Origin of the sequence: Actinoplanes sp. NPDC049265 (assembly GCF_043197135.1) — a bacterium.
Taxonomy (GTDB): Bacteria; Actinomycetota; Actinomycetes; order Mycobacteriales; family Micromonosporaceae; genus Actinoplanes.
In genome coordinates this window covers 159,433-178,345 of sequence record NZ_JBICSP010000013.1, presented here as the reverse complement: position 1 = coordinate 178,345, position 18,913 = coordinate 159,433, and the positions used below count along the sequence as shown (strand labels likewise).

The window sequence follows — 18,913 nt, the reverse complement described above, 5'->3', positions numbered from 1 at the left end:
CATGGCCGGCGTCGTCGTCATCGGGGCCGGGCTGGCCGGCCTGCGCGCGGCCGAGTCACTCCGGCAGAACGGCTATCAGGGCTCGCTGACCATCGTCGGCGACGAGGAACACGGCCCGTACAACCGGCCGCCGCTCTCCAAGGACCTCTTGCGCGGCGCCGTCTCCGAGGAATCCTGCCGGTTCGACACCGCCGGGCTGGACGCCACCTGGCTGCTGGGCCGGAGCGCGGTGCGTCTGGACGTGGCCGGCCGGCGGGTCACGCTGGACGACGGGAGCCGGCTCGGCTACGAACGGCTGCTCGTGGCCACCGGCTGCCGGCCCCGCCCCTGGCCGGCGCCCGTCCCGTCGGCCGGCGTGCACATGCTGCGGTCGCTGGACGATGCCCGCCGGCTGCGCCGGGCCGCACGCGAGTCCCGGCGTGCGGTGATCGTCGGCGGCGGCTTCATCGGATGCGAGATCGCCGCTACGCTGCGGGAACTCGGCCTCGAGGTGGTTCTGCTGGACACCGCTGAGCAGCTGATCACTCCGCTGGGGCCGGAACTCGGCCGGCGGGCCCGGACGTGGCACGAGGACGCCGGCGTCGCCGTCCACCTGGGAGTGCGGGTCGAACGGTTCCTCGGTGGCGCCCGGGTGAGCGGCGTACGACTGGCCGACGGCCGGGTCTTCGACGCCGACCTGGTCGTGATCGGGATCGGGGCCGTGCCGAACACCGAATGGCTGGCCGGCTCCGGTCTGCGGCTGGAGTCCGGTGGCGTCCTGTGCGACGAGCGCTGCCTCGCCGCCGGAGCGCCGGAGATCGGTGTCGTCGGTGACATCGCCGCCCGGCCGGACCCGTGGACCGGGCAACCCCGGCGGGTCGAACACTGGACGAACGCGGTCGACACGGCGATCACCGCGGCCACCAACCTCTTCGCGGGCGCGGGCGCCGGCGTGGTCCACCGCTCGATCCCGACGTTCTGGACCGACCAGTACCACTACAAGCTGAAGGCGGTGGGATGGCCGGCCGCCGCCGACAACGTCAGCGTGGTCGCCGACGAACCCGGCCGGCAGCGCTTGGTCGCCGAGTTCCACCGCGCCGGGCAACTCGTCGCCGCGGCGACCGTCAACGACCACCGAGCCCACCTCCGTTACCGCCGCCGGCTGGCCGACGTGGCGACTCGCCCGGAACGGTTGCCGCTCTCCGCCTGACACCGAAGGAGCAACAATGACCGTCACCGATTGGGTGCCGAGCGTCGCGATGAAGGACGTCGCCACCGGCACCGCCGAGACTGTTCTGACCGCCTACGAGAGCATCCTCGCCGAGGGTTCCGTCGCACGCTACGACGACGGCGTGGGCAACGTGATGTGGGGCATCTTCTCCTACGCGGAAACCGAGCAGGCCGCCGTGGACTCGGATGTCTTCAGCAGTGTCACAGTGCCCGAGGGCGCGCCGAGGATTCTGCCGTTGATGGCCGATCCGCCCGAGCACGGCGCCTACAAGCGGTTGTTCAACTCGTGTTTCCGCCCGGACCGCATCGCGCCGATCGAAGCCCGGATGCGGCCGGTGGCGGCCGAGCTGATCGACTCGATGATCGGCGCGGGCACCGTCGACCTGGGCGCCACGTTCGTCTACGAGTTCCCGACGCGCACCCTGTGCGAGTTCATCGGGCTGGGCGACGAGTGGAAGTTCTACGGCCGGTGGGCGAGCGAGATGGAAAAGGCCACCTCGGCCGGGGTACGCAATGCCGGCTCACGCCTTCCGGAAGAGCTCATGGCCGAGATCGCGCCGCCGCTGCTCGCCCTGATCAACGCCCGGCGCGAGACCCCCGGCACCGATGCGATCAGCCGGATCGTCACCGCCGGCCTCGACGGGGCACTGCTTCCCGACGACGTGGTCGTGGGCCTGGTCATCGCCCTGTTCCTCGCCGGTCTCAACACGACCGCCAGCGGCCTCGGCAACCTCATCTACCGCCTGGCCCGGGACCAGGAGTCCCAGCAGTTGCTGCGCGAGCACCCCGAACTGATCCCCGAGGCGATCGAGGAGGGCGTGCGGATCGACAGCCCTCAGCAGGAGATGCCCCGCCGGACCAAGCGCGACATCGACGTCGGCGGCACGGTGATTCCGGCCGACTCCGCGGTCTTCCTCAACTACGGGTCGGCCAACCTCGACCCCAAGGCCTGGGACAACCCCGAGGTCTTCGACATCCGCCGCGCGGACAAGCGGCGCCATCTGGCGTTCGGGCGCGGACAGCACTCCTGCCCCGGCTCGCCGCTCGGACGCATGCAGATGCGGGTCGTGCTGGAGGAGCTCCTGCGCCGGACGTCGTCGTTCTCGGTGGCCGGCCCGGTCGAACGGCTCACCTGGCCGCGGCTCTCGGTCGAACGTCTCCCGCTGCGCCTGGTGCCCGCCGATGCCGCTTGAGGGCCGGCTGACCTGGGCCATCCGGGCGAGCTTCCTGGACTACATCGCCGCGCTGAGCGACGGCCGGGCGGTGCTCAGCGACGGCGCCCGGGTCACGCCCGGTGAGGGGATCGTCTTCCCGGTACGCGACGCCGACGTTTCCGGCGGCGTCGGCCGGGTGTCCACGCGCGGGGCGGTTCGCTTCTTCGGGCACGGCGGTGCGCTGGACATCCGCATCGCGGATCCGGAGCTGGAACTGGGCGACTCGTCGGGAAGCATCACCGTCGAGTCGCCGGCCGGGCCCAGCGTCATCGCCCGTTTCGCTCTGGTCGCGCGGCCCACCGCGGCCGAGATGCGCTGGCTGGCCCACGACGTCGGCCTGACCGAGGCGGGCGCCGACCTGTTCTCGCGTGTCTATCGGCCCGGTGAGCCACTCGACCCGTTCACGGTGACCATGTCGGCGGACACCGTGGCCCATCGATTCTTGCCCTGACTCTTGGCCGCGTACATGGCCTCGTCGGCCATTCGCAGGAGGTCGCCGCCGTCGGACGCGCCGTTGGAGAGCGCGATTCCGATGCTGACACCGACGGTTACCTCCGCCGTGGCCAGGTAGATCGGCTGAGACAACGCCGTGATGGCGCGATCGGCGACACTGACGGCGCCGGCTGTCTGCCGTACGCCGCCGATCAGGAGAACGAACTCGTCGCCGCCGACGCGGAACGCGTTGTCCGTACCCAGGATGATCCCTCGGAGGCGGGCCGCGATCTCGACCAGCAGTGCGTCACCGGCCTCGTGGCCGTAGCTGTCGTTGATCGGCTTGAAGCCGTCCAGGTCGAGGAAGAGCACGGCCACTGCCGGCTCGGGACGAGCCAGTGCCTGGTCCAGGGCCTTGTGCAGCGCGGCCCGATTGGCGAGGCCGGTCAACGCGTCGTGGTCGGCGCGGTATTCGAGCATCTGTCGCTGGGTGTGCCTGATGTCGATGTCTCGCTGGTTCAGGATGACGCCCGCGACGTCGGGGTCGTCGAGCAGGTTCACGGCCACCACCTCATGCCACCGCGACTGTCCGTCGACGTGCCGGAAGCGCATCTCCGCCCGGTGCTCGACCAGCGGCTCGGCGAACACGGCGGCGGTCAGCGCATCCGCGACCGGCCGATCCGCGGCGTCGACGTAGAAGAACGCCCGCCGGCCGACCATGTCGTCCGCCGGATGTCCCAGCGTCAGCCGTGCGGATGGCGACGTGAACGTGATGAGACCGGCGGCGTCGACCACCGTGATGACGTCGGTGCTGTTCTGCACCAGTGATCGGAACCGGCGTGCCTGGGACCGGGCCGCCGCTTGTGCTCGCTCGGTGCGGGCATCGGCTTCCTCGCGCGAGGCGAAGGCCAGGCCCAGCTGCCGGATGACGACCAGGCTCAGGAACAGCGTCAGGAACCAGGCCACGAAGGAAACGGGCTCGGGTAGGTAATTCTCGACCAGACCGAGCCGGATGGCGCCCTGCCCCAGCGTGCTACCGGCGATGGTGAACGGCACCGCGAGTCGCCAGGCCCGTGCCCCGGACCACCGTAGGTGCGACACGGTGGCGACGACGTAGGCGGCCGTGACCAGCGGTCCGAAGCCCGTCACGTAGGCAACGAGAGTCACACCGACACCGAGGTGGAGCGCCATCCGCACGGCGAGGCGGTTGCGCAGATCGCCGCCCGCGAGCCACCGCTGGACCCGCGAGGACTGCATCAGCAAGGCCGGTGTCAACAGGGCGACGAGCGTCTGATCCGAGAAGCCACCGGCCCAGCCGAGGTGGTTGGCGACGAGGAAGACCGCTGTGCCGACGATCCCCTCGACGAGTTCGTGCCGCAACAGGCGCGCGACGCGCCGGCCGGAAGCAGGTCTCACGGACGCCTCAATTCCTCGCCTTCCTTTCGGTGATCACGTCGGCCGCCGGCGGGGGAAACTGAGGTTCCGGTAAACGTCAGGTGTTTGGGCTGGGTCAGGCCGGGATGATCGCGTCGAACTCGGACCGGCGGACCGTCGTCTTCCACTCGGTCACGGTGTATTCGGTGATGCCCTCGGCGATCAGCGGGTCGGTCGCGACCACGGCTTCGATCGTGGCCCGGTCGGCCGCCCGGGCCAGGATGACACCTCCGTCCCAGGGCACGGCCGGGCCGGCCAGCAGGAACGTTCCGTCGGCCATGTTCCGGTCGATGTAGGCCCGGTGGCCCTGGTACGCCTCCTCGAAGTCCTGCGGCGACTTCTGGAAGCGGTGACGCAGGATGAACAGGGTCTTCGGAACGTCGCGTCCGAAGACTCGCGGGCTGGGGCTGGGCTGGTCGATCTCGCTCACGATCACCTTCCTGGTGCTTCGATGAAGAGGACTTCAGTGGGTCAGTACAACGCGACCGACGTTGGCGGCCGATTCGAGGTAGTGGTGCGCGGCCGGTGCCTCGGCGATCGGGAAGACCGCGTCGACGACGGTGCGGAAGCCCCGCCGCGCTTCCCGCCAGAGGGCCTCGACCGTCTGGGGCGTGCCCGTTCGGACCCCGATCACGCGGATGCCGATGCTGTACGCCTTCTGCAGGTTCAGCGGCACGGTGTGGCCGAGGAACGCGCCGGACGACACGACCGCCCCGCCCGGGCGCAGGGCGTCGAAACCGTGCTCCCAGACCAGGGGCGCGCCCAGGTTGTCGATGAGCAGGTGCGCCCCGTCGCCGCCGAAGGCCTCGCGGGCCTGCCCGGCGAAGCGTTCGTCGACGGCGTCGAAGACATGCTCGAAGCCGAGCTCACGCAACCGCGCGCGCTTGCTCTCGTGCCGGGACGAGACGACCACTGTCGCCCCGAGGTGCCGGGCCAGCATGGCCGTGGTCGTGCCGAGCCCGCTGGTGGCGCCCTGGACGATGACGTTGGACCCGGGCCCGACGCCGCCGGCCCGCTCGAACTGGTTCACCGCGACCGGGCCGACTCCGACGATCGCGGCGGCCATCACCGGATCGACGCCGTCCGGCGCCACGTGGACGTTGCCGGCCGGCACCACGGCGTACTGTCCGTAGGCGCCCGGCCGGTGGGTGCCGAGAATCTCCACCCGCGGCGAGATGTCGGCGTGACCGGAGCGGGTGAACTCGTCCTCGCCGGTGAGAATGACGTGGAAGACGCCCACGTGGTCGCCCACGGCGACGTTGGTCACGCCGTCGCCCACCTCGGCGACGGTGCCGGCGTGGTCGGCTCCGAGCAGGTGCGGGAAGGTGAACTTCGCGTAGGGATGGCGACCGGACCGCGCCACCACGTCGAGCAGCCGTCCGAGCGCCACCGCGCCGACCTTCACCAACACCTCACCGGGCCCGGGCCGTGGCGTCGGAACCGTCTCGAAGTGCAGCACCTCGGGTGGCCCGAACTCGCGGAACAGCATGGCCCGCATCTGTTCCGGCGCGCCGCCGTCGACCGAGGGCCAGTCCGCCGTGAGTGGTGCGTCGGTCGTCGTCATCTCGTACCTTCTGTCCTATCGCGATGCTCTTCCGGAGTGTCGAGGCGATGTAAGTGCATGCACTCTGACTCGGAAGCTATAAGGGCAGACGGGCCGCGACGACCTCTTGTCCCGGTGACCGGAACACCTGGTTCAGAAGTGAATTCCGGGACGGCGGGCGATCAGGCGGGAGACGGCCAGGGTCGCGGTCTGCACCGCCGGTCCGACCCGCCGCGCGTCCAGGTTCCCCACCCAGCCCGCGGCCGACAGCGCGGCCACCGGTTCGCCGCCGGCGCCGCGAATGGCCGCGGCCGCGCAGGTCACCCCGGCCGCGCTTTCCTCACGTTCGTACGCGATGCCCTTCGCGCGGACCCGGGAGAGCTCACGCCGGAGCCGCGCCGGATCGGTGATGGTGTTCGGCCCGGTGGCGGTGAGGCCGGCGTCGATCACCTCCTCCACGACGGCCGGGTCGCACCAGGCCAGGAGGGCCTTGCCCACGGCGGTCGCCGCGGCCGGCATCCGGCCGCCGATCCGGCTCGGCAGCGGGGGCGTCCCGCGGGCCGGCAGGATCTCGATGTAGACCACCTCGGAGCGCTCGAGCACGGCGAGGTGGATGGTGTGGTTGACCGCGGCCCGCAGATCGCTCATCGACGCCGTGGCGATCCGGCGGAGGTCACGGGGCCGGGTGGCGGACTCGCCGAGCTCGAACAGCCGCAGCCCCAGCCTGACCCCCGACCCACCGCGTTCGAGGAACTGATGGTCGACCAGTTCCTGCACTATCCGCGAGACGGTCGACTTGGCCAGCCCGGTCCGCCGGGCGATCTCCGACACGCCCAGGGCGTCGTCATCGGCGGTGAAGGCGTCGAAAACGGCTGCGACCCGGCCCACCATCGATCCCGAGGTGTCCCGCTCAATGGAACGCATCTTGTGAGTATCAGATCATCGCGACGCAAGATGCAACGACGACGGAAGGGATCCTCTGATGAACACACCGGTATCCGGCATGCGGGGTCTGGAACACATCGCGTTCACCGTTCCCGACCTGGAGGAAGCGATCAGGTTCTTCGTCGATGTCCTGGGCTGTGAACACTTCTACGACATCGGGCCGTTCGAGGATCCCGGTGGCGACTGGTTCCGGGTGAACCTCGGCCTCGACCCGCGATCCCGTGTCCCCCGCGCGGCGCTGCTGCGCACCGGCCACGGCTCCAACTTCGAGATCTTCGAGTACGAGGCGCCGGAACAGGTGCGGCGCATGCCCCGCATGAGTGACTGGGGCGGTGTGCATCTCGCGTTCTACGTCGACGACATGCGGCAGGCGCTGGCCGACCTGGACCGCCACGGCGTACGGGTCCTCGGCGGGGCCAAGGACGGCATCGGGGTCGAGGGCGGTGAAGGCTCGTCGTTCGCGCATTTCCTGTCGCCCTGGGGCATGCTGCTGGAGTTCGTCTCCTTCCCCAACGGCAAGCAGTACATGAGCGGGCGGGACCGTCTGCTCTGGACTCCGACCGATCCGTCGGCCTGATCCCACGGGCCTCAGGACTCCACGTCGGGAAAGCAGGCGATGAGGCGGTCCACCATCTCGTCCACCGGCATCGACGGCTCGTTGCGCATCCAGTGGACGGTCATCGCGAGCGTGCCGCTGGCCACGAAGCGGGCCGTGTCCTCGATGTTCAGCCCGGCCGGTACGGTCGGGAGGTGCCGCAGGGCCGCGACGATCGATGCGGCCAGCTCGACCACCGCGGCCTCGAACGCTCCGGAACTGCCGGGCATGCCGAGCACGTTCAGGTAGAGGCCCCGGTTGTGGGCGATGTGCTCGACGTTGCGGTGCAACATGGCGGTGGAGGCCTCGCGCCAGCCGGCGTACGTGGTCCCCCTGGTCTCGTGCTGCTGCGCCGACACCTTCTGCACCATGTCGTGCATGATCGCGATCGTGAGTTCCTCCAGGCCGGAGAAGTGCGTGTAGAACGCCGCCCGGCTGATCCCGGCGCGGCGTACGACCTCACCCACGGTGACTGGCCCGTCGTCGCCGATCGCCTCGACGGCCTCGAAGATCGCCTGCCGCGTTCTCGCCACCTTGGTCGCGGGCGAGCGGCTCATGCTGCGCCTGACCTCTTCGATCGCTGAGCCCGGGGTCGGTTCGTCGGTCATCCGTCAATCCTAGCCAACTAGACATGTTTCTAGTTTGTGATGGACAGATGTCCATTTGGCAACTACGCTGAGTTTTGTCGGCGATCCCTCGCGGCAAGGGAGCGGTCATGTCTCCAGGCACTTCGGCCCCGCGCACCTTGCGCTGGGGCATCAAGGCGGGCTTCCTGCGGCACTTCTCGTCCAGTTCCGGCCCCGACGAGGGGGCCACGCTCGGGCCCGCCGGCGACGTCCGCTTCCCGCTGGCCGACGCCCACGACTTCGACGCCGGCACCGGTGAGGGGCTGCTGATCTTCCGAGGTGTCGTCGGTTTCACCGGGCATCTCGGTCTGTTCTCGGTGCGTCTGGCCGACCCGTGGATCGACCTGGCCGGCGACCGGGGCGTGCTCACGGTCGCGGCCGGTCGATCCGGCCCCGGCGGCCGGCGCAGCCGCATCCCGATCGTCGAGTTTCTGGCCCGGCGAGGCGGCTCGCGGGGCGTCGTCGTCGGCGCGGGAGTGCGCCTGACCCACGCCGGCACCTCGGTGTTCGACGCGAAATACACCGAGGGTGAGCCCTTCTCCGACCTCTACATCGGTGTCCCGGTGGCCGTTGCGGAACCGGCCCCGAGAGCGTCCGCGCATCTGTCGCCGGCCTGAGCAGCCTGGCTCCGGGAGCGTCAGGGCCGCTCCGGCCGGGCTGCGGAGCCCGGTCCGAGAGCTCGGCGCTTCCTCGGCCGGCGTGCGGAGCCCGTCAGCTCGACGGGCGAAGTGACCGGAACGTGGCGCGGACGTCGTCGACCAGCGGACCGGGCTGCTCGAGCGCCGCGAAGTGCCCGCCCCGCGGAGCCTCGCGAAAGAGCACGAGGTCGGTGTAGCGGCTCTCCAGCCACCGTCGCGACTGCCGCACCGGATCGCCCGGGAACTGCGAGTAGCCGGTCGGCACGGTGATCGGGTTATCGGCCGTCGCCAACGGCGCGAAGCCCCCGTGCCTCAGCTCCCAGTAGGTGCGGGCCGAGGTCACGCCGGCGTTGGGCAACCAGTAGAGCATGAAGTGGTCGATCAGGTCGTCCTCGGTGAACGTCCGTAACGCGTTCTCGGGGGTGCCGCACCCCTCCTCGAAGATCGTGTAGAGCCAGGCGGCCAGGCCGGCCGGTGAATCGGCCAGCGAGTAGCCGATCGTCTGGGGCCGGGTCTGCTGCTGCTGAGCGTAGGCGCTCCGGTTGGTCCAGAAGTCCCGCCCGTCGGCCAGGATCCGTTGCTCCTCCGGCGTCGCGTCGGCCGCCTCCTCCGGGGTCGGCTGGGCTGTCGAGAAGTTCAGGTGCATCCCCACGAGCCCGGCGGGATTCCGGGCGGCGATCGTCTCGGAGACCCCGGCGCCCAGATCCCCGCCCTGAAGCCCCCAGTGCCGGTAGCCGAGCCGTTCCATCAGCGTGATCCACGCCGCCGCCGTCCGCTCGAACGACCACCCGGTCGTCGTGGGGGCGCTCGAGAACCCGAAGCCCGGCATGGACGGCGCGATGACGTGGAAGGCGTCCCGCGCGTCGCCGCCGAACGCCACCGGGTCGGTCAGGGGACCGATCACCTTCGTGAACTCGAGCACCGAGCCCGGCCAGCCGTGCGTCATGAGCAGTGGCAACGCCCCGGGCTCGCGCGAGACCGCGTGCAGGAAGTGCACGGTGACGCCGTCGATGTCGGTCTGGAACTGACCGAGCCGGTTCAGCTCCTGCTCGGTCCGGCGCCAGTCGTACTTCTCACGCCAGTGGTCGATCAGGTGCCGGAGGGTGTCGAGCTTTGTCCCCTGGCCGTTGTCGGCGACCGTTTCCCGGGCCGGCCAGCGCGTGCGGGAAAGGCGCGTGCGCAGATCGTCGAGTTCGCTTTCGGAAACGTTGAGTTGGAACGGGCGAACGTCGCTCATCGTGGCTCCTTCATGCTTTACGGAAAAACGGGGGGCGGGTCAGACGGATTCACCCCGGCGGATCTGCGGAGCGCCGGCCAGCAGCGGGCCGATGGCCGCGAGAAAGGCCTGCCCGGCCGGGCTCGCGACGGCGGCGTCCAAGTCATCGGTGGAGGCCCAGTCAATGACACCGAGAACGACGTCGGCCTCGTCGATCTCCGTGAAGAAACGAGCATTCTGTACGCCCGGTTGGGACAGATAGGCCGGTCCCACCTCCTGGACCCGCTGCAGGAATTCGGCCCGGCGACCGGGCTGGACAACGAGGGTGATGATCTCGGTCGGCATGCTTCGACTGCTCCTTCGAGTACGGGGACGACACGAGCATGGGCAGCCGCCGGACACGCGTTCAAGGATGTGACCCACTCACCGGAACGGTCTCCGTTGAGTGAGATGACGCCTTGTTACGGTCGGCCCTATGAGCGCCTGATCGCGTTGATCGACCGCGGAGCAACAATCTGCGACTAAGGAGTACGAGGTGTCAACTGATCTTGCCGGAAAGGTCGCCATCGTTACCGGCGGCGCCAGTGGAATCGGTCGCGAAACCGTCAAGGCGCTCGTCGAGAACGGCGCTCGTGTGGTGGTCGCCGATCTGAGCGAGGACGGCGGGCGGGAAACCGTCGATTATGCCGGCGGGGCGGAGAACGCAACGTTCATCCGCACCGATGTCGGTGATCCGGACTCCGTACGGAATCTGGTCGGGCGTACCGTCGAAATTCATGGCCGTCTCGACATCGCCCACAACAATGCCGGCATCACCTTCGCCGGCCCGTTGCTCGCCGACGTGACGGTGGAGGACTTCAACCGCGTCATCGGGGTCAACCTGGCCGGCGTGTTCCTGTCGATGCGGGCGGAAGTGCCGGCGATGCTCGCCGGTGGCGGTGGATCGATCATCAACACCGCGTCGGGCCTGGGCGAGGTGGCGCTGGCCGGCCAGTCCGCCTATGTCGCGTCCAAACACGGCGTGATCGGCCTGACCAAGGCGGCCGCGATGGAGTACTCGGTGCACGGCGTCCGGGTCAACGCGGTGCTCCCAGGGGTGATCAGGACCCCCCTCATCGAGGCGATCGACAAGGAGCAGCCGGGCTTCATCGAGATGCTCCTCCGCGAGCACCCGATCGGCCGCCTGGGCACGACCCGGGACATCGCCGAGGCGGTGGTCTGGCTCGCCTCGGACGCCGCGACCTTCGTGACCGGTTCCTCGGTCAACGTCGACGGCGGTTACAGCGCGCACTGAACGCGGACGACGTACCTCACTCGGGCTGCCGGGTCCGGTAAGAGAACGGCAGCGGCATGGTCACTATCCGGCCGGATGTGGCGGCGGGCTGTCCCGCTCCGTCCTGGGACGATAGGCATCGGCTATCGGAAGATCGTCGCTAACGCTTTGACGTGCTCCTGGAGCCGGGTCGACGGTGAGTCGAAGTCCTCACCCGACACCCAGGGAGCGATCATGGCGAAGGTGCTGTGCGTGCTGTACGACGACCCGATCGACGGATATCCGACCACGTACGCCCGCGACGACATCCCGGCGATCGACCACTACCCGGGCGGGCAGAGCACCCCGTCCCCGGCCGCGCTCGACTTCATCCCGGGCCGGCTGCTCGGCAGTGTCTCCGGGGCCCTCGGCCTGCGGCGCTTCCTCGAGGACGCCGGTCACGAGCTGGTCGTCACCTCGGACAAGGACGGGCCGGACTCGGTGTTCGAGCGGGAGCTGCCCGACGCCGAGGTGGTGATCTCGCAGCCGTTCTGGCCCGCCTACCTGACCGCCGACCGGTTCGCCAAGGCGTCCAGGCTGAAGCTGGCGGTCACCGCCGGGATCGGCTCCGACCACGTCGACCTGGACGCGGCCGTCGCCCGCGACGTGACGGTGGCCGAGGTGACCTACAGCAACAGCATCAGCGTGGCCGAACACGTGGTGATGATGATCCTGTCGCTGGTCCGCGACTACCTTCCCGCGCACCGCGTCGCCGCCGACGGGGGCTGGAACATCGCCGACTGCGTCGCCCGCTCCTACGACCTGGAAGGCATGCACGTCGGCACCGTCGCCGCCGGCCGGATCGGCTTGGCCGTGCTGCGCCGGCTCGCGCCCTTCGACGTACGCCTGCACTACACCGACCGGCACCGCCTGCCCCGCGCGACCGAGGAGGAGCTGGGCCTGACCTTCCACCCGACCGCCGCCGACCTGGCCACGGCCTGCGACGTGGTCACCATCAACGCCCCGTTGCACCCGCAGACCGAGGGCCTGTTCGACGAGAAGCTGATCGCCTCCATGAAACGCGGCGCCTACCTGGTCAACACCGCCCGCGCGCGGATCGTCGACCGGGACGCCGTCGATCGGGCCCTGCGGGCCGGTCACCTGGCCGGGTACGCCGGTGATGTCTGGTTCCCGCAGCCGGCCCCGGCCGACCATCCGTGGCGGACCATGCCGCATCAGGGCATGACCCCGCACATCTCCGGCTCGTCGCTGTCGGCCCAGGCCCGCTACGCCGCCGGCACGCGCGAAATTCTGGAGAGCTACTTCGCGGGTACGCCGATCCGCGACGAATACCTGATCGTCGACGGTGGTGCCCTGGCCGGCGCCGGCGCTCATTCGTACTCGACGACGACCACCACCTGAGGCGAAACGCGGCGGCCGTCCGGGGCGCATTGACTTATATCAATGGATAGGTTGAGGTAGGCGCATGCGTGTGCGCCTCTCGATCGTCGAACCGCACGCCGGCGTCGCCGCGCTGGCCGCGGTCGTCCTCGTCGCGTCGGCGGCGCCCACCCCGCCCGCGTCGGCGGCACCCGCACCGCCCGCGTCGGCGGCACCCGCACCGCCCGCGTCGGCGGCGCCCACCCCGCCCGCGTCGGCGGCACCCGCACCGATCATGGACGCGATCACGCTGATCACCGGCGACCGGGTCACCGTCGCACCCGGCCGCCCGGCCCGGCTGGATCCCGGGCCGGGCCGCCGGGACGTGGCCTATCGCACGACCGTGGAGGACGGGCACACCTTCGTCGTCCCGGTCGACCAGGAGCCCGCCATCGCCTCCGGTCGGCTCGACCGGCGGCTGTTCGACGTCACCGCCCTCGGCGAGTTCGGATACCGCCGCGACACCCCGGTCCTCGTACAGAATGGACGGTCGGTGTCGCCGGTCAGGAAGGGTGCCGTGGCGCTCGCGGCGGCGACGGCGGGCACGAAGATCTGGCTCGACGGCAAGCGGAGGGTGAGCCTCGACCGCAGCGTGCCGCGGATCGGCGCGCCGGCCGCGTGGGCCGCCGGTTACACGGGCACCGGGGTGAAGGTCGCGGTGCTGGACACCGGGGTCGACGCGACCCACCCGGATCTGGCCGGCCGGATCGCCGAGTCGGCCGATTTCACCGGCGGGCCGGACGCCGACGACAAGGTCGGGCACGGCACCCACGTCGCGTCCACGATCGGGAGCGACGGCGCCAAATACCGCGGTGTCGCGCCGGACGCGCGGCTCCTGATCGGCAAGGTCTGCCCGGACCTGTACTGCCCGGACTCGGCGATTCTGTCGGGCATCGACTGGGCCGCCGAGCGCGGCGCGAAGATCGTCAACCTGAGCCTGGGCGGTGCCGATTCCCCCGGGCTCGACCCCCTCGAACAGGCCGTTCAACGCTATTCGACCGAGAAGGGGATGCTGTTCGTCGTCGCGGCGGGCAACGACGGACCGTACGAGTCGACGGTGTCCAGCCCGGCCTCGGCGGACGCGGCCCTGGCCGTCGCGGCCGTCGACCGTGACGACGAGCCGGCCGCGTTCTCCAGCCGCGGCCCCCGCCGCGACGGTGGCGCGATCAAACCGGAGATCTCCGCGCCAGGAGTGGGCATCGCCGCCGCCAAGGCCGCGCACGGCACCCTCGGCACGCCCGTCGACGACAGCCACGTCGCGATGTCCGGCACCTCGATGGCCACCCCGCACGTCGCGGGCGCTGCCGTCCTGCTCGCGCAGGAGCACCCGGACTGGACCGGCGAGCGCATCAAGGCCGCGCTGATGGCCTCCGCCAAGCCGGCCGCCGGCGTGCCCGTGCTGACCCAGGGCGCCGGGCGGGTGGACCTCGCACGCGCGATCGACGAGCAGGTCGTCGCCTCGCCGGTCGGCGTCTCCTTCGGCACGCAGCTCTGGCCGCACACCGACGACAAGCCGATCGAGCGTACGGTGACCTATTCGAACTCGGGTGCCGAGGCGGTCACGCTCGACCTGACGATCGACAGCTCGGTCCCGGCCGATGCCTTCACGGCCACGCCGTCGCGGGTGACGGTCGAGCCCGGCGGAACGGCCGAGGTCAAGGTCGAGGCCGACACGAACGCTCTCGGTGCGAGGTACGGCAGAGTCGACGGTGCCGTGGTCGCGGCGGCCGGGGACACCCGGGTGCGTACGCCGTTCGAGATCCTCAACGAGCCCGAGGCGTACGACCTGAGCGTGCGGATCCTCGACACCGACGGCGCGCCCGCGCGGTTTCTTTCGACGAGCTTCGTCCGCAAGGACGCGTACCAGTACCAGACCCACCCCCGGCCCGACGAGAACGGCGTCGTCCAGCTGCGCCTGCCGCGGGGCCGGTACGCGATGGGCGCCTTCGTCTACGGCGAGGACGGCGGCACGGACCTGTGGCTTCCGGAGATCGACGCCGACCACGATCAGAAGTTCACGCTCGACGCCCGCGACGCCGGCCCGATCGACGTGCGCCCGGTCGGCGACGACGGGGTGACCGAGGCTCTGGGCGGGTACTCGGTGGAGAACCGCAGCGCCCAAGGCTGGGGCATGAGCTACTCCTTCAGCGCCTGCTGCGGCGGATTCACCCGATTCGAGCAGCGGGTGGGCGTGACCGGCCCGGAGCCGGTCGCGGGCGAGCTGTGGGGCTATCTCCTAAGCACCTGGACCACCGCGCCCGGCGCGGCCGACGCTCGTGTCTACCCCCTCGGCTCCTACTTCGCCGATCGGCTGCCGACCGACTGGACCCGCCGGGCCGACGTGACCACGCTGGCCGAGTCCGACGTCACGCCGCCCGCGATCCAGCCCGGCAACGCGTACATCCAGTGGGCGTTCGTGTACTCGGCCGACCGCGGGGAGCAGGGCGCCGGGCACGGCGTCGATCTCACCGGCGCCACGCGGGTCCGGACCTTCTTCCCGGCCCGGGCGGGCGGTCTCCTCGGCGCCTACCGGTTCGACGAGCGCACGCCCAGCTACGCGAACAGGTGGACCGCGGCCTCACGGCCGGTCGGCCACCGCCGCGGGACCGTCGAGCGGCTCTCGCCGTGGCGGCCGGTGTACGGTCCGGTGCTCACGCCGGTGGGCGAGGGAGCCGACCTGGCTCGGTACGCGGACGACACCGTGGACGCGCCGGCCCGGTACGCGCTGTTCGGCGACAGCTCCGGCAACGTGGGCTGGATTCCGGCCGGATCGTACGAGACGAGGATGAGCCGCCTCGACGTGCCCGGCGAGATCGTCGCCGGCGTGAACGGCCGCTTCCCGCTGCCGGCCGAGAAGGGCCGCTACCGCCTCGCGATGACCGGCAACGCCCCGGCCGGCTTCACCTCGAGCACCCGGGTCGCGGCGAGCTGGGACTTCACCTCCGCACACAGCGACCAGGCCCGCAAGCTGCTGCCGCTCTCGGTGCCCCACTTCGAGCCCCGGCTGGACGCGGGCGGCGCCGCACCGGGCGGGCAGCGGTTCACCGTGCCGGTGAGCGTCCGGTCGTACCCGGGGGCCGGGCCGGCCCGCCGGGTGACCGCGGAGGTCTCCTACGACGACGGCGCCACCTGGACCGCCGCACCGGTCAGGCGTGGCCGCGTGGCGCTTCACCACCCGAGCGGGCCGGGTCACGTCTCCCTGCGAGGAACCGTGACCGACTCCCACGGGAACACCGGCACAGTCACCGTCATCCGCGCCTACGACCTGAACGGGTGAACCGCATGCGCGTCCCTGCCTCGATCGCCGCCCTGCTCGCCACCGCCGCGCTGTTCCCGGCGCCACCGGCGTCCGCATCCGCGCCCGTGGCGCCGGTGAAGGACGAGATCACGCTGATCACCGGCGACCGCGTCACCCTCTTCGAGGGCGGCGCGGTCACCGTGGCCGAGGGACCCGGGCGCAGCCGCGTGACCTTCCAGATGACCCGCGAGGACGGTCACCTGTACGTCGTACCGAGCGACCAACGCGGCGGCATCGTCAGCGGGCGGCTGGACCGGCGGCTCTTCGACGTCACCGCGTTGAAGGAGTTCGGCTATCAGACCCGTACCCCCGTATTGATCCAAGACGGACGGTCGGCGGTCAGCGTGACCAACGGCGCCGTGGCGCTCGGGAGCGCCGCGCCCAAGGCGAAGATCTGGCTCGACGGCAAGCGGAAGATCAGTCTCGACCACAGCGTGCCGCAGATCGGCGCGCCGGCCGCCTGGGCCGCCGGATACACCGGCGCCGGCGTGAAGGTCGCGATTCTCGACACCGGTGTCGACGACACCCACGCCGACCTTCAGGGCCGGATCGCCGAGCAGCGCAACTTCACCGCGGAGCCGGGCACCGACGACACGATCGGCCACGGCACCCACGTCGCCGCCACGATCGCGAGCAACGACGCGAAGTACCGCGGCGTGGCACCGGACGCGCGGCTGCTCATCGGCAAGGTGTGCGAAAGCCAGTACTGCACCGACTCGGCGATCCTGGCCGGCGTCGAGTGGGCCGGCGACAGCGGCGCCAAGATCGTCAACATGAGCCTGGGTGGCGACGACACGCCCGGCGTCGATCCCCTCGAGGAGGCGATCAACCGGATCTCGGCCGAGAAGGGGACGCTGTTCGTCACGGCCGCCGGCAACTCGGGCCCGGAGGAGTCGACGCTGGGCAGCCCGGGCACCGCGGAGGCCGCGCTCTCGGTCGCCGCCGTGGACCGCGAGGACCGGACCGCGCCGTTCTCCAGCCGCGGCCCCAACCTGACCGGCACCGCGCTCAAGCCCGAGATCTCCGCCCCCGGCGTCGAGATCGCCGCGGCCAAGGCCGTCCATGGCTTCATCGGGACACCGGTCGACGACACGCACGTCGCGATCAGCGGTACCTCGATGGCCACCCCGCACGTGGCCGGCGCGGCCGCGCTGCTCGCCCAGCAGCACCCCGACTTCACCGGCGCCAAGCTCAAGGCGCTGCTCATGGGCTCGGCCCAGGCGCCCGTCGGCGGGAGCGTCCTCGAACAGGGCGCCGGCCGGGTCGACCTGACCCGGGCCATCACCCAGACGGTCACCGCCTCGCCGGCCGGCGTCTCCTTCGGCACACAGAGCTGGCCGCACGACGACGACCAGCCGATCGAGCGCGCGGTCACCTACTCGAACCCCGGCGCCGAGCCGATCACCCTCGACCTTTCCTTCGACGTCGGCACCCCGGGCGTCTTCCGCGCCACCCCGTCGCAGGTGACGATCGCGCCCGGGGCCACGGCCACGGTCGAGGTCGCGGCCGACACCTCGGATCTCGGCGACGCGTACGGGCGGATCCAGGGCGCCCTGGTCGCGTCGGGCGGCCCGGCCGTGGTCCGTACTCCGGTCGACGTGCTCTACGAGGACGCCAAGTTCGACCTGAGCGGCACCGTGCACGACTCGGCCGGCCGGCCGATCGGCGGATACCTCGGTCTCTATCGGACCGACGACCGGTCGAGCCAGGACTGGATCAGGGTCAACGAGGACGGGACGTTCAAGACGCGCCTCGACGGTGGAGAGTACGGCGCCGTCGCGCAGGTCGACAACGACACCGAGGTCGCCTACCTGGCCTACTCCCAGCTGACCGTCGACCGGGACCGGAAGATCGAGATCGACGGGCGTCACTCATCCGTCGTGGACCTCCGGCCGAGCGTCGAGGACGGTCTGACCGAGCAGTTCGGTACGGCCAGGATGGTTCACAAGGGCCCGCAGGGGTACGGGCTCGACCTGGGCATCGGGGTGTCCGGCGGCTTCGGCGGGCTGGGCATTCCGCTGCGCATGGGCGGCGACGGTCCCAGCCTGGACATCATGAGCGTCTGGGCCACCCCGGTCAGCACCGCCGGCACCCAGGTCTACAGCCTCGGCTGGAGTTTCCCGAGGATCCCGGCCCGGCTGACGAGGCGGGTCGACCCGAGCTCGATGGCGCTGGTCGACGAGCGGTTGCCCGCCACCCCGCCCGGCGATCACGTCATCGACCTGACGACCATGGGTTCCACGGCGAGCGCGACGGACTCCGGGTTCGGCGTCCAGATCGACGTGCCCGGCGCCACCCGGATCCGGCGCTGGGTGACCACCGCCCGCGAGAGGGTGCGCTGGCGGACCCAGTTCATTCACACCGGCCCCGACTTCCTGGGCAAGCAGTTCGCGTACGCCCCGCTGACCACCTACCGGCCCGGGGCGATACACGTGTCGACGCCGCTGGCCCCGGTCTTCGGGCCGTCGCTGAACTGGATCGGCGACGGCAACGACCTGTCCCGCGACGGCGACGTGGTGAAGGTCCCGGCGCAGACCGGCCTGCTCGGCGACTCGGCCGGCAACCGGGTCTGGAACCCGGCCGCGGCGGTCACGACCCGGATCAGCCGGCTGGACGTGCCGGGCGAGATCAGCCCCGGCCCCGACGGCGCCTTCACGCTGCCCGGGGCGCCCGGCCGCTACCGCCTGGAACGGCACACCGACGGCATCGACGCGAGCTGGGACTTCGGTTCGTCGCGCACGGGCGCCACCACGCCGCTGCCGCTGTCGGTACCGCGCTTCACGCCGGTGCTGGACGCCGCGGGCGCCGCACCCGGTGGACAGGCGTACGCCGTGCCGGTGACCATCCAGTCGTACCGGGGGAGCGGGGCCGGCGAGCCGCGCGTCATCACCGCCCAGGTCTCGTTCGACGACGGGGCCACCTGGACGGACGTGCCGGTCCGCAACGGCCGGATCCGGGTCCGCCACCCGGCCGGACCGGGTCACGTCTCACTGCGCGGCACGGTCACCGACGCCAACGGCAACACCGGTTCCGTCACGATCATCAGAGCCTATGCGCTGATCTGAGGGGTT

Annotated in this window: 16 protein-coding genes; 9 read left to right on the top strand and 7 right to left on the bottom strand. The window is 70.9% G+C overall.

The annotated features are described in order from the left end of the window. The first annotated feature begins 1 nt into the window (after position 1). Genes ACGFIO_RS28540 through ACGFIO_RS28530 form a run of 3 tightly spaced genes read left to right on the top strand, consistent with a single transcriptional unit; the run spans position 2 to position 2,874 of the window. Positions 2–1,189 carry an NAD(P)/FAD-dependent oxidoreductase gene (locus tag ACGFIO_RS28540; protein WP_392830285.1) on the top strand — a complete coding sequence of 396 codons (1,188 nt, stop codon included), beginning with the start codon at positions 2–4 and terminating at the stop codon, positions 1,187–1,189. 16 nt (positions 1,190–1,205) lie between these two features. Beyond that, entirely contained in the window at positions 1,206–2,402 is a 1,197-nt protein-coding gene (locus ACGFIO_RS28535) for a cytochrome P450 (RefSeq protein ID WP_392830283.1), read from the top strand. Then, positions 2,392–2,874 carry an HtaA domain-containing protein gene (locus ACGFIO_RS28530; RefSeq protein ID WP_392830281.1) on the top strand — a complete coding sequence of 161 codons (483 nt, stop codon included), beginning with the start codon at positions 2,392–2,394 and terminating at the stop codon, positions 2,872–2,874. Before ACGFIO_RS28535 ends, ACGFIO_RS28530 begins: the two co-directional genes overlap by 11 nt. Here ACGFIO_RS28530 and ACGFIO_RS28525 read toward each other — a convergent pair. The 4 genes from ACGFIO_RS28525 to ACGFIO_RS28510 form a co-directional block, all read right to left on the bottom strand. Continuing rightward, positions 2,796–4,271 (bottom strand): diguanylate cyclase domain-containing protein, encoded by a 1,476-nt coding sequence (locus ACGFIO_RS28525; RefSeq protein WP_392830279.1) that lies wholly within the window; start codon positions 4,269–4,271, stop codon positions 2,796–2,798. The two genes, ACGFIO_RS28530 and ACGFIO_RS28525, sit on opposite strands and share 79 nt — an antisense overlap. Positions 4,272–4,365: 94 nt before the next feature. Next, the gene (locus ACGFIO_RS28520) at positions 4,366–4,719 is read right to left on the bottom strand and encodes a YciI family protein (RefSeq protein WP_392830277.1); all 354 of its coding nucleotides are present in this window, start codon (positions 4,717–4,719) and stop codon (positions 4,366–4,368) included. Between the two features lie 33 nt (positions 4,720–4,752). Continuing rightward, positions 4,753–5,853: a zinc-binding alcohol dehydrogenase family protein gene (locus tag ACGFIO_RS28515; protein ID WP_392830275.1), complete on the bottom strand. Its 1,101-nt coding sequence runs from the start codon at positions 5,851–5,853 to the stop codon at positions 4,753–4,755. 132 nt (positions 5,854–5,985) lie between these two features. Next, positions 5,986–6,756: an IclR family transcriptional regulator gene (locus ACGFIO_RS28510; RefSeq protein ID WP_392830273.1), complete on the bottom strand. Its 771-nt coding sequence runs from the start codon at positions 6,754–6,756 to the stop codon at positions 5,986–5,988. 58 nt (positions 6,757–6,814) lie between these two features. On the opposite strand from ACGFIO_RS28510, the gene ACGFIO_RS28505 reads away from it, so the two are divergent. Beyond that, entirely contained in the window at positions 6,815–7,354 is a 540-nt protein-coding gene (locus ACGFIO_RS28505; RefSeq protein ID WP_392830272.1) for a VOC family protein, read from the top strand. 11 nt (positions 7,355–7,365) lie between these two features. Here the strand turns inward: ACGFIO_RS28505 and ACGFIO_RS28500 are convergent, their stop codons facing one another. Beyond that, on the bottom strand, positions 7,366–7,980 hold the full coding sequence (locus tag ACGFIO_RS28500) for a TetR/AcrR family transcriptional regulator (protein ID WP_392830270.1): 615 nt from the start codon (positions 7,978–7,980) through the stop codon (positions 7,366–7,368). Between the two features lie 107 nt (positions 7,981–8,087). Here ACGFIO_RS28500 and ACGFIO_RS28495 point away from each other — a divergent pair, with 107 nt between their 5' ends. Continuing rightward, entirely contained in the window at positions 8,088–8,615 is a 528-nt protein-coding gene (locus ACGFIO_RS28495; protein WP_392830268.1) for an HtaA domain-containing protein, read from the top strand. A gap of 94 nt (positions 8,616–8,709) precedes the next feature. Here the strand turns inward: ACGFIO_RS28495 and ACGFIO_RS28490 are convergent, their stop codons facing one another. Both ACGFIO_RS28490 and ACGFIO_RS28485 read right to left on the bottom strand, forming a co-directional pair. Continuing rightward, positions 8,710–9,873: an alpha/beta fold hydrolase gene (locus tag ACGFIO_RS28490; protein ID WP_392830266.1), complete on the bottom strand. Its 1,164-nt coding sequence runs from the start codon at positions 9,871–9,873 to the stop codon at positions 8,710–8,712. 39 nt (positions 9,874–9,912) lie between these two features. After that, positions 9,913–10,197 carry a putative quinol monooxygenase gene (locus ACGFIO_RS28485; RefSeq protein ID WP_392830264.1) on the bottom strand — a complete coding sequence of 95 codons (285 nt, stop codon included), beginning with the start codon at positions 10,195–10,197 and terminating at the stop codon, positions 9,913–9,915. A 190-nt stretch (positions 10,198–10,387) separates the two neighbouring features. Between ACGFIO_RS28485 and ACGFIO_RS28480 the strand changes: the two genes are divergently transcribed. The 4 genes from ACGFIO_RS28480 to ACGFIO_RS28465 all read left to right on the top strand — a co-directional run bounded on the left by ACGFIO_RS28480 (position 10,388) and on the right by ACGFIO_RS28465 (position 18,907). Then, positions 10,388–11,146, top strand: a complete 759-nt coding sequence (locus ACGFIO_RS28480; RefSeq protein ID WP_392830262.1) for an SDR family NAD(P)-dependent oxidoreductase — start codon at positions 10,388–10,390, stop codon at positions 11,144–11,146. A 213-nt stretch (positions 11,147–11,359) separates the two neighbouring features. Then, positions 11,360–12,526: an NAD-dependent formate dehydrogenase gene (locus tag ACGFIO_RS28475; protein ID WP_392830260.1), complete on the top strand. Its 1,167-nt coding sequence runs from the start codon at positions 11,360–11,362 to the stop codon at positions 12,524–12,526. Between the two features lie 64 nt (positions 12,527–12,590). Beyond that, positions 12,591–15,821 carry a S8 family serine peptidase gene (locus tag ACGFIO_RS28470; protein WP_392830258.1) on the top strand — a complete coding sequence of 1,077 codons (3,231 nt, stop codon included), beginning with the start codon at positions 12,591–12,593 and terminating at the stop codon, positions 15,819–15,821. A 5-nt stretch (positions 15,822–15,826) separates the two neighbouring features. Continuing rightward, entirely contained in the window at positions 15,827–18,907 is a 3,081-nt protein-coding gene (locus tag ACGFIO_RS28465) for a S8 family serine peptidase (protein WP_392830256.1), read from the top strand. Positions 18,908–18,913 lie beyond the last annotated feature (6 nt).

Excerpts from the sequence above, each read along its gene's own strand:
- ACGFIO_RS28495 (WP_392830268.1), top strand. The coding sequence starts at position 8,088 with ATGTCTCCAGGCACTTCGGCCCCGCGCACCTTGCGCTGGGGCATCAAG.
- ACGFIO_RS28465 (WP_392830256.1), top strand. The coding sequence starts at position 15,827 with ATGCGCGTCCCTGCCTCGATCGCCGCCCTGCTCGCCACCGCCGCGCTG.
- ACGFIO_RS28505 (WP_392830272.1), top strand. The coding sequence starts at position 6,815 with ATGAACACACCGGTATCCGGCATGCGGGGTCTGGAACACATCGCGTTC.
- ACGFIO_RS28490 (WP_392830266.1), bottom strand. The coding sequence starts at position 9,873 with ATGAGCGACGTTCGCCCGTTCCAACTCAACGTTTCCGAAAGCGAACTC.
- ACGFIO_RS28485 (WP_392830264.1), bottom strand. The coding sequence starts at position 10,197 with ATGCCGACCGAGATCATCACCCTCGTTGTCCAGCCCGGTCGCCGGGCC.
- ACGFIO_RS28510 (WP_392830273.1), bottom strand. The coding sequence starts at position 6,756 with ATGCGTTCCATTGAGCGGGACACCTCGGGATCGATGGTGGGCCGGGTC.
- ACGFIO_RS28530 (WP_392830281.1), top strand. The coding sequence starts at position 2,392 with ATGCCGCTTGAGGGCCGGCTGACCTGGGCCATCCGGGCGAGCTTCCTG.
- ACGFIO_RS28515 (WP_392830275.1), bottom strand. The coding sequence starts at position 5,853 with ATGACGACGACCGACGCACCACTCACGGCGGACTGGCCCTCGGTCGAC.
- ACGFIO_RS28500 (WP_392830270.1), bottom strand. The coding sequence starts at position 7,980 with ATGACCGACGAACCGACCCCGGGCTCAGCGATCGAAGAGGTCAGGCGC.
- ACGFIO_RS28475 (WP_392830260.1), top strand. The coding sequence starts at position 11,360 with ATGGCGAAGGTGCTGTGCGTGCTGTACGACGACCCGATCGACGGATAT.
- ACGFIO_RS28470 (WP_392830258.1), top strand. The coding sequence starts at position 12,591 with ATGCGTGTGCGCCTCTCGATCGTCGAACCGCACGCCGGCGTCGCCGCG.
- ACGFIO_RS28540 (WP_392830285.1), top strand. The coding sequence starts at position 2 with ATGGCCGGCGTCGTCGTCATCGGGGCCGGGCTGGCCGGCCTGCGCGCG.
- ACGFIO_RS28535 (WP_392830283.1), top strand. The coding sequence starts at position 1,206 with ATGACCGTCACCGATTGGGTGCCGAGCGTCGCGATGAAGGACGTCGCC.